At 67.3% G+C, this 6,860-nt stretch carries 5 protein-coding genes, 1 tRNA gene and 1 pseudogene; 5 read left to right on the plus strand and 2 right to left on the minus strand.

Annotated elements, in window-relative coordinates; all coding sequences use genetic code 11:
* Positions 1–370 (plus strand): annotated as a pseudogene (locus tag RT309_RS12970) (DNA-directed RNA polymerase subunit beta); the annotation flags it as partial.
* Positions 371–449: 79 nt separating this feature from the next.
* Positions 450–4,325, plus strand: coding sequence for a DNA-directed RNA polymerase subunit beta' (locus tag RT309_RS12975; RefSeq protein ID WP_313357664.1), 3,876 nt, complete (start codon positions 450–452; stop codon positions 4,323–4,325).
* 98 nt (positions 4,326–4,423) lie between these two features.
* On the opposite strand, the gene RT309_RS12980 is transcribed toward RT309_RS12975, so the two are convergent.
* Positions 4,424–5,005 carry a hypothetical protein gene (locus tag RT309_RS12980; RefSeq protein ID WP_313357666.1) on the minus strand — a complete coding sequence of 194 codons (582 nt, stop codon included), beginning with the start codon at positions 5,003–5,005 and terminating at the stop codon, positions 4,424–4,426.
* Positions 5,006–5,102: 97 nt separating this feature from the next.
* Between RT309_RS12980 and RT309_RS12985 the strand changes: the two genes are divergently transcribed.
* Together RT309_RS12985 and RT309_RS12990 are read left to right on the plus strand one after the other, a co-directional pair.
* Positions 5,103–6,008 (plus strand): PfkB family carbohydrate kinase, encoded by a 906-nt coding sequence (locus RT309_RS12985; protein ID WP_313357668.1) that lies wholly within the window; start codon positions 5,103–5,105, stop codon positions 6,006–6,008.
* An 86-nt stretch (positions 6,009–6,094) separates the two neighbouring features.
* Positions 6,095–6,175 (plus strand) — tRNA-Tyr (locus tag RT309_RS12990).
* A gap of 72 nt (positions 6,176–6,247) precedes the next feature.
* Here the strand turns inward: RT309_RS12990 and RT309_RS12995 are convergent.
* A complete protein-coding gene (locus RT309_RS12995; protein WP_313357669.1) occupies positions 6,248–6,565 on the minus strand; it encodes a DUF2249 domain-containing protein in 318 nt (105 codons plus the stop codon).
* A gap of 57 nt (positions 6,566–6,622) precedes the next feature.
* Here RT309_RS12995 and RT309_RS13000 point away from each other — a divergent pair.
* A partial coding sequence (locus RT309_RS13000) for a winged helix-turn-helix transcriptional regulator (RefSeq protein ID WP_313357671.1) occupies positions 6,623–6,860 on the plus strand: 238 nt, incomplete at its 3' end.

A 6,860-nucleotide genomic window follows, 5' to 3' on the forward strand; every position in this document is an offset into this window, starting at 1 on the left:
CGGCGGTAAGGCCCAGTTCGGTGGCCAGCGCTTCGGTGAGATGGAGTGCTGGGCCATGCAGGCGTACGGCGCTGCCTACACCCTGCAGGAGCTGCTGACGATCAAGTCCGACGACGTGGTCGGCCGCGTCAAGGTCTACGAGGCCATCGTCAAGGGCGAGAACATCCCCGAGCCGGGCATCCCCGAGTCGTTCAAGGTGCTCCTCAAGGAGCTGCAGTCACTCTGCTTGAACGTCGAGGTGCTGAGCTCCGACGGTGCGGCGATTCAGATGCACGACACCGATGACGAGGATCTCGAGCGCGCAGCCGCCAACCTCGGCATCAACCTGTCGCGCAACGAGTCGGCCACTGTCGACGACCTCGCGAACTGATCTCGCTGCCGCCGGTCACGGAGTTTCCGTGACCGGCGGCCAACGGCCCTTTATTGACAGAGCTCTGGAAAGGTAACAAGTGCTCGACGTCAACTTTTTCGACGAACTGAAAATCGGTCTTGCAACGGCCGACGATATCCACAACTGGTCGTACGGCGAGGTCAAGAAGCCGGAGACCATCAACTACCGCACGCTCAAGCCTGAGAAGGACGGCCTGTTCTGCGAGAAGATCTTCGGACCTACTCGCGACTGGGAGTGCTACTGCGGCAAGTACAAGCGCGTGCGCTTCAAGGGCATCATCTGCGAGCGCTGCGGCGTCGAGGTCACCAAGGCCAAGGTGCGTCGTGAGCGGATGGGCCACATCGAGCTGGCCGCACCGGTCACCCACATCTGGTACTTCAAGGGTGTCCCGAGCCGCCTGGGCTACCTGCTCGACCTCGCGCCGAAGGATCTCGAGAAGATCATCTACTTCGCCGCATACGTCATCACCTCGGTCGACGACGAGCTCCGCCACAACGAGCTCTCGACGCTCGAGGCTGAGATGGAGGTCGAGAAGAAGGCTGTCGCCGATCAGCGCGACGCCGACCTCAACGAGCGTCAGCAGAAGCTCGAGGCCGACCTCGCCGAGCTCGAGGCCGAGGGTGCCAAGGCCGACGTGCGCCGCAAGGTGCGCGACGGTGGCGACCGCGAGATGAAGCGGATGCGCGACGCAGCACAGCGTGAGCTCGACGCTCTCGAAGAGCTGTGGGACAAGTTCGTGAAGCTCTCCCCGGGCGATCTGATCATCGATGAGAAGCTCTACCACCAGCTGCAGGACCGCTACGGCGAGTACTTCACCGGTGCGATGGGCGCCGAGGCGATCAAGAAGCTCCTCGAGACCTTCGACATCGACGCCGAGGCCGAGTCGCTGCGCGAGACCATCCGCAGCGGTAAGGGTCAGAAGAAGCTGCGCGCGCTCAAGCGACTCAAGGTCGTCGCGGCGTTCCAGCAGTCGGGCAACTCGCCGCTGGGCATGGTCCTCGACGCTGTGCCGGTGATCCCGCCGGAGCTGCGTCCGATGGTGCAGCTCGACGGTGGCCGTTTCGCGACCTCCGACCTCAACGACCTCTACCGTCGTGTGATCAACCGCAACAACCGCCTCAAGCGACTGATCGACCTCGGTGCTCCCGAGATCATCGTCAACAACGAGAAGCGGATGTTGCAGGAGTCTGTCGACGCCCTGTTCGACAACGGCCGCCGCGGCCGTCCGGTCACCGGACCGGGCAACCGTCCGCTCAAGTCGCTGTCCGATCTGCTGAAGGGCAAGCAGGGTCGCTTCCGTCAGAACCTGCTCGGCAAGCGCGTGGACTACTCGGGCCGTTCGGTCATCGTCGTCGGTCCGCAGCTCAAGCTGCACCAGTGCGGTCTGCCCAAGCAGATGGCTCTGGAGCTGTTCAAGCCGTTCGTGATCAAGCGTCTGATCGACCTCGGTCACTCGCAGAACATCAAGGCTGCCAAGCGCGCCGTCGAGCGCACTCGTCCCGAGGTCTGGGACGTGCTCGAGGAGATCATCCGCGAGCGTCCGGTGCTGCTCAACCGCGCACCCACGCTGCACCGTCTCGGCATCCAGGCGTTCGAGCCGCAGCTCGTCGAGGGCAAGGCCATCCAGCTGCACCCGCTCGTGTGTGAGGCGTTCAACGCCGACTTCGACGGTGACCAGATGGCCGTGCACCTGCCGCTGTCGGTCGAGGCTCAGGCCGAGGCCCGCGTGCTGATGCTCGCCTCGAACAACATCCTCAAGCCGTCGGACGGCCGACCGGTCACCCTGCCCTCGCAGGACATGATCATCGGTCTGCACCACCTGACCACGGTCAAGGCGGGCGCTGCCGGTGAGGGTCGTGCGTTCGGGTCGGTCTCCGAGGCGATCCTGGCGAAGGACGAGGGCACCCTCGACCTTCAGGCGAAGATCCGCATCCGCATCCCGGGGCTGACCTTCCTCGAGGGCGAGGCCCCCGAGGGCTACGAGCGTCACGGTCTCGTCGACGCGTCGCTCGGTCAGGCGATCTTCAACGACGCGCTGCCGAAGGGCTACCCCTTCGTGCGCGGTGTCGCCGACAAGGGCAAGCTGTCGCAGATCGTGAACAAGCTGGCCGAGGAGTACCCGAAGGTCGAGACGGCCGCCACGCTGGACCGCATCAAGGATGCCGGTTTCCACTGGGCGACCCGCTCGGGTGTCACCGTCGCGCTCAGCGACATCCTCACCCCGCCGAACAAGGCCGAGATCGTCGCCACCTACGAGAAGCAGGCCGCGAAGGTCCAGTCCCAGTACGACAAGGGTCTGACCACCGACGCCGAGCGCCGTCAGGAGCTCATCAAGATCTGGACCGAGGCGACCGACGAGGTCCAGGCCGCGATGCGCGAGAACTTCCCCGAGGACAACACCATCAACCGCATGGTGTCGTCGGGTGCTCGTGGTAACTGGCTGCAGATCCGCAACATCGCGGGTATGCGCGGTCTGGTGAACAACCCCAAGGGTGAGATCATCCCCCGTCCGATCATCTCCTCGTACCGCGAGGGACTGTCGGTGGCGGAGTACTTCATCGCGACGCACGGTACCCGCAAGGGTCTCGCCGACACCGCTCTGCGCACCGCCGACTCGGGTTACCTGACCCGTCGTCTGGTGGACGTCTCGCAGGACGTCATCATCCGCGAAGAGGACTGCGGCACGTCGAAGGGCCTCGAGCTCCCGATCGCCGCTCCGAACTCGCAGGGTGAGCTGGTGCGCGACGCGAACGTCGAGAACTCGGTGTTCGCCCGCACGCTGGCCTCCGACGTGGTGAGCGAGTCGGGCGAGGTTCTCGCTTCGGCCGGCGACGACGTGGGCGACGTGCTCATCGACAAGCTCGTCGGACTCGGTGTCGAGACCATCAAGGTCCGTTCGGTCCTGACGTGCGACTCCGCCGTCGGTGTGTGCGCGCAGTGCTACGGCCGTTCGCTCGCGACCGGCAAGACCGTCGACATCGGCGAGGCCGTCGGCATCATCGCCGCTCAGTCGATCGGTGAGCCCGGTACCCAGCTGACGATGCGTACCTTCCACACGGGTGGTTCGGCCTCGGCCGACGACATCACCCAGGGTCTGCCGCGTGTGCAGGAGCTCTTCGAGGCGCGTACCCCGAAGGGTGCATCCCCGATCGCCGAGGCCGATGGCCGCATCACGATCGAGGAGACCGAGAAGGCCAAGAAGGTCATCCTCACGCCCGACAACGGCGACGAAGAGGTGGTCTACCCGGTGCTGAAGCGTGCGACGCTTCTCGTCGAGGACGGCCAGCACGTCACCGTCGGTCAGCCCCTGCAGGTCGGCACGCTCGACCCGAAGGAGGTCATGCGAGTCATGGGTGCCCGCGAGGTGCAGAAGTACCTCGTCGGCGGCGTGCAGGGCGTGTACCGCTCGCAGGGTGTGCCGATCCACGACAAGCACATCGAGGTCATCGTCCGCCAGATGCTGCGCAAGGTCACCGTGGTCGACCACGCTGACACGACGCTGCTTCCGGGTGAGATGGTCGACTCGAAGCGCTACCAGCAGATCAACCGCGAGGCCGTGGCAGAGGGCAAGCGCCCCGCGTCGGGTCGTCCGGAGCTGATGGGTATCACGAAGGCGTCGCTTGCGACCGAGTCGTGGCTGTCGGCGGCATCCTTCCAGGAGACGACCCGCGTGCTCACGCAGGCCGCCATGGAGGGCAAGCGCGACCCGCTGGTCGGTCTCAAGGAGAACGTCATCATCGGAAAGCTCATCCCTGCCGGAACCGGTCTCTCGAAGTACCGCGACGTCACGGTCGAGGCCACCGAGGAAGCCAAGAGCGAGCGCTACCCGAACCGGATCTTCGCATCCGACGGCGCGTACGCGGACGGCGACTTCGGCTACGTCGACTTCGACGCGTTCTCGACGGACGACATCACCCCCGGCACCTACAACTGATAGGGCCTGAGTGATTCGGAGGCCCCGGCCCCTCTTCGGAGGGCCGGGGCCTTTCCCGTACCCTGCCGCGGGCGGCGCGGGGTCAGCCGCGGGAGGGCTCAGGGCCAGAGTGTCTTGACGATGCTCGACGTGTATCCGGCGGGTGCGAGGTTCGAGTAGCGCGTGTCGATCAGCAGGCCGTCGCGCCAGAACAGCGTGCGGCCGTCGGTGACCGGGTACTGCTCGTTCTGCCAGCTCTTCTCGCAGCGAGTGCCGCCATCGGGGGTGTAGCAGGTGAACCCCTCATCGGCGGCGATGGCGTTGAGCAGATCGAGCGCAGGCCCGCGGTTCATCCGCGAGATGGTCGTGGTGAGGCCTGTCGTGTCCGCGCCGGGGTCGCCCCAGTTGCAGACGAGGGAGTCGTCGAGCAACCCGCTGTCGCCGAAGGCGGGATCGTTGAGCGGCACGCCCTCGAGCTGTGCGAGCACGGCGTCCGAGAGGATCTCGCGGCAGTCGCCCGGCAGGGGCATGGCTGTCGGCATCGGCGTCGGTGAGGCAGAGGCGGATGCGGAGCCGGACGCCGATGGCGCGACGCTCGGCGACGGCGGCGTCGCCGCATCCTTCTCCGCAGGGGCGCACCCCGCGAGCAGAGTGACGGATGTCAGCAGGAGCGCGACTGCCGCGCCGGCGCGGAGCTTCATGCTGTCAGGGTAGGCCCGCCCCGGGGGCCGTGCGAGCGCCTCGCCGTGACCGACTGGCGGGCTCCCGTCGGCCGACCGCCCGAGGTACCCTCGCAGGATGACTGCTGTGGTGATCGGGGATGCCCTGATCGATGAGATCCATGATGCTTCGGGCGTGCGCGAACTCGTCGGCGGAGCCGCGCTGAACGTCGCCGTCGGATTGCGCCGGCTGGGCGTGCAGACGACGCTCATCGCGATGGTCGGCGATGACGAGGCGGGGGAGCACATCCGCGAGTACGTGCGCGACCACGGCGTGCGACTGATCGAGAGCCCGTCTCCGCTCGGGTCGTCGAGGGCGGTGGTGACGTGGTCGCCTGCGGGCGAGCCGCAGTACGCGTTCAACGAGGCGGCCCGCGGCCGCAGCATCCGGTACGGCGACGAGGCGCGCGAGGCGATCTCGACGGCCGACGTGGTCGCGATCAGCTGCTTCCCGTTCGACCGGCCCGATGAGGTGGATGCGCTGGTCGACGCGCTGGGGGATGCCCGTGTCGCCGTCGATCCGAATCCCCGCAGCGGCATGATGGGCGATGTCGCGGAGTTCGTGCGCGGGTTCGAGCGGCTCGCCGCCAGGGCGGAGCTGGTGAAGGTGGGCGCCGAGGATGCGACCCTGCTCTACGACGGGGACCTCGACGGGCTGCGTGCCCGTATCCGCCGACTCGGCGCAGGCGCCGTGCTCGCCACCGCGGGCGCCGACGGAGCGGTGCTCGAGTCGGACGCCGGCGTGTTCCGGGCGCCGATCGCGACGCTTCCCGGCCCGGTGGTCGACACCGTCGGCGCAGGTGATGCGACCCTCGCGGCGGTCGCTGCAGGGTTGTCGCATGGCGAGCCGAAGACGGATGCCGAGTGGCAGCAGCAGCTCGATGGTGCGATGCTCATCGCCGCCGCGACTTGCCGCTCCGAGGGTGGTCTGCTGCGCACTCTGGAGTCGCTGCACGAGGCGGAGCGGGGCGTGTTCGGCAGCTGATCGCTCGATTTCTCACCGCCGCCGGCGACCGGTATGCTTGATCTTCGCGCCCCCGGTTGGCTGAGAAAGCCGGACGGGTGTGCACTGGCAAGTTGCCCGAGCGGCCAAAGGGAGCTGACTGTAAATCAGCCGCGTAAGCTTCGGGGGTTCGAATCCCTCACTTGCCACATTCAGACCGAAGGCCCTCGCATCGCGAGGGCCTTCGTCTTTCCCGGGGTGCTGAACGCGCCGCCGCCGAATCAGCCGGCGTTGCGCACCAGGATCCGCCAGCGTTCGGGTCCCTCGTCGAGGTAACGGGTGTGGAACGTGTCGCCGTGCTTGCCGCGCAGCTGCGTCATCAGCGGCACCGGGTCATGGGTCGCCGAGATCACCAGGGCGCCGCCGGGCTGCAGCGACTCGATCGCGCCGAAGATCGCCGCGTGACGCACCGCGTGCGGGATGGCCTGCGCGTCGAGCTCGGGCAGCTGTTCGTCGTGGCCGCCGCACGCGCATCCGGTGCCGCCGGCGGTCTGCGACGTGGCTTCTGAACGCGACCGGTGGATCTCGATGCTTCCCATGAGGTTCTCCGTCTCCGAGGGTGGGGGTACGTGCCCGATTTTACTACACTTGATACCGTGGAAAATGGAGAGGATGCCGGAGACGAACCCGTTCGCCGCGGCGCGGACGGCCGCCGGCACTCGTCCACGCGCGAGCGCATCCTGCGCGAGGTGGAGTCGCGCGCCTCGGCATCCATCTCCGACATCGTCGCCGCCACCGGACGGCACGAGAACACCGTCCGCGAGCACCTCGAGCGGCTCCGCCGTGACGGACGCGTGCGCCGGGTGCGCGCCGAGGCGCAGGGGCGCGGGCGAC

Source organism: Microbacterium sp. (assembly GCF_032084865.1).
GTDB lineage: Bacteria > Actinomycetota > Actinomycetes > Actinomycetales > Microbacteriaceae > Microbacterium.